Annotated in this window: 3 protein-coding genes and 1 pseudogene; all 4 read left to right on the forward strand. The window is 47.3% G+C overall.

What is annotated here, in order from left to right:
- Positions 1 to 1,034 (forward strand): annotated as a pseudogene (locus tag RMO52_RS01900) (glutamate synthase subunit alpha); the annotation flags it as partial.
- Between the two features lie 223 nt (positions 1,035 to 1,257).
- Complete coding sequence (hisC, locus tag RMO52_RS01905; RefSeq protein WP_310410409.1) at positions 1,258 to 2,313, forward strand: histidinol-phosphate transaminase; 1,056 nt, start codon at positions 1,258 to 1,260, stop codon at positions 2,311 to 2,313.
- A 253-nt stretch (positions 2,314 to 2,566) separates the two neighbouring features.
- The gene (locus RMO52_RS01910) at positions 2,567 to 2,809 is read left to right on the forward strand and encodes a ribbon-helix-helix domain-containing protein (RefSeq protein ID WP_309741615.1); all 243 of its coding nucleotides are present in this window, start codon (positions 2,567 to 2,569) and stop codon (positions 2,807 to 2,809) included.
- The coding region (locus tag RMO52_RS01915) for a type II toxin-antitoxin system PemK/MazF family toxin (protein ID WP_310410412.1) at positions 2,794 to 2,928 on the forward strand (135 nt) is incomplete at its 3' end. The genes RMO52_RS01910 and RMO52_RS01915, both read left to right, overlap by 16 nt.

Here is a 2,928-nt window from a genome sequence, read left to right on the forward strand (position 1 = left end):
ACGAAATGGTAGGACGCACCGATATCTTAGAATCTAAACAAGCGATCGCCCATTGGAAAGCCAAAAATATCGACCTCTCCAACCTCCTCTATCAACCCGAAGCAGGCGCAGAAGTCGGACGTTATCAACAGATCGCCCAAGATCATGGACTTGACAAATCCCTCGACATTACTACTTTATTAGACCTGTGCAAAGACTCGATCGAGTCTGGCAAACCCACCAAAGCCACCCTCCCAATCTGCAACGTCAACCGCGCAGTAGGCACCATCCTCGGTAACGAAATCACCAAAAACCACTGGCACGGACTCCCCGATGATACCGTCCACCTCAAATTCCATGGCAGTGCCGGACAAAGCTTCGGCGCATTTATCCCCAAAGGAGTCACCCTCGAACTCGAAGGCGATGCCAATGACTACATCGGCAAAGGACTCAGCGGCGGTAAAATCATCCTCTACCCCTCGCCCAAATCCACCTTCATCGCCGCCGAAAACGTCATCGTCGGCAACGTCGCTCTCTATGGAGCCACCAGCGGCGAAATCTACATCAACGGCATGGCTGGCGAACGTTTCTGTGTGCGTAACTCTGGGGTGAGTGCAGTGGTGGAATCGATCGGCGATCATGGTTGCGAGTACATGACAGGCGGACAAGTGATCGTTCTCGGCACCACCGGACGCAATTTCGCGGCGGGAATGAGTGGCGGTGTTGCTTATATCCTCGACGAGCAGGGTGATTTCCCGACGCGCTGCAATACCCAGATGGTGGGATTGGAAACGCTGAGTGATGCTGAAGAGATTGGGAAATTGCGGGGTTCGATCGAGAAGCACGCTGAATATACAAAGAGTCAAAAAGCGATCTCAGTTCTATCGAATTGGGATGCGATGGTGCCGAAGTTTGTGAAGGTGATGCCGCGTGACTATAAACGGGTGCTGCAAGCGATTCAGAATGCGCTGGCTTCGGGGTTGAGTGGTGATGATGCGCTCGATGCTGCGTTTGAGGAGAATTCCCGCGATGTGGCTCGCATTGGGGGGAGTTAGATTGACTTGAATTAGGGACAATTGCTTTACTTACATCTTGCACCAGTACTTAGCAACTACTCTATCTAGAGCTAAAACTCTCACTCGTAACTAAAAACTACTAGCCACTGTCTTGACGCGCTGAACCTGGAGGAAACCTCCAGAGCGCGCGTCGCTAGTCACTAAAATACTAGTCACTTTGTTTTAATGAAAGATGTGAGTAATTCATAATTCATAATTCCCGATGAGCTATTTTCGTCCAGCGATCGATCTAATGTCAGGTTATATTCCTGGTGAACAGCCCAAACCAGGAACGTCAATTATCAAGCTCAATACGAACGAAAATCCCTATCCGCCTTCACCTGCGGCGATCGCAGTGTTGCGCAATCTCGATGCCGAATTGCTCAGGCGTTATCCCGATCCCTTTGCGCGGGAATTTTGCCAAGCGGTGAGTGAGGTGTTAGACATCCCTACCGATTGGATTGTGGTGGGGAATGGTAGCGATGAGTTACTAAATATCTTAGTAAGAGCTTGTGCTGAGGGAGATCTGCGCCGAGTTGTCTATCCGATGCCTACATATGTGCTGTATCCGACGATATCGGCGATGCAGCCTGCGACGACGGTTGAAATTCCTTATCCCGCCGACTGGAAATTACCGATCGAGGATTTAGTCGCGGCCAGAGGTGCGCTCACCTTAATCGCTTCGCCGAATAGTCCTTCTGGTCATATCGTACCATTAGCAGATTTACGGACGCTAGCCAGCCAGCTTGAGGGTGTACTCGCGATCGATGAAGCTTATGTAGATTTTGCACCAGATTCTGCACTCTCATTGGTGCGGGAATTTGACAATGTTATCATCTTGCGAACGCTGTCGAAAGGTTATTCTTTAGCTGGGCTAAGAATGGGATTTGGAATTGCTAATCCCAAATTATTAGCGGGTTTATTTAAAGTTAAAGATAGTTATAATATCGACGCGATCGCGAATTTAGTTGGTGCAGCGGCAATGCGCGATCGAGTATATAAAAATAACTGTGCCAATCTAGTTAAAGAATCAAGAGCGCAACTGGCGATCGAGTTACAACAGCTCGGTTTAAAAGTTGGTGAATCTCATGGTAATTTTTTGTTAGCAACTCTACTCGATGGACAAGCAGAGCAACTTTATTTAGGATTAAAAGAACGGGGGATTTTAGTCCGATATTTCAATCGATCGGGATTGCAGGATAAATTGCGCATTACGGTAGGTACTCCAGCACAAAATAGCCTGTTAACTCAAGCTTTAGCTAAGCTGTTAAGGATCTAGATCGAACGTTTGTTGATGGTTTTAGTGGCCAGTTGACAGATCGAGCGCGATTCTCTTTCAGAGACGCTACGCGAACGGTAAGACGCGCTCGATCTGTTGTTAACTTATAAATGACTTTATTAGCTGTGGATGGTGCTTTCGATATGAGATAGATCGGCTTTAGTCTCGATCTATGCTGATTCGATCGATAATTGACAACAAAGCTTTTGAAATGGTATGATAAATCATCATACCATTAGATCTCTGACCATCTATGGCAACTAACAAAGTCGCAATCACGATCGACTCAGAGCTATTGTCGAAAGTAGATCTATTAGTCTCACAACGAGTATTTCCCAATCGGAGCAAAGCAATCCAAGAAGCATTAACCGATAAACTCTCCCTGCTGCGTCAAACTCGTTTAGCGAGTGAATGTGCAAAACTCGATCCACAAATAGAACAACAATTAGCAGAAGAAGGGATCGAAGGAGATTTAGCTCAATGGCCGACATACTAAGAGGAGAGATCTGGTGGGCAAATCTCAATCCCACACGCGGACGCGAACAATCGGGTACTCGTCCAGTATTGATTATCAGCCAGGACGTATTCAATCGGCATTCGGGAACAGTAATTGCT

Source organism: Chamaesiphon sp. OTE_8_metabat_110, from assembly GCF_031382685.1.
GTDB lineage: Bacteria > Cyanobacteriota > Cyanobacteriia > Cyanobacteriales > Chamaesiphonaceae > Chamaesiphon.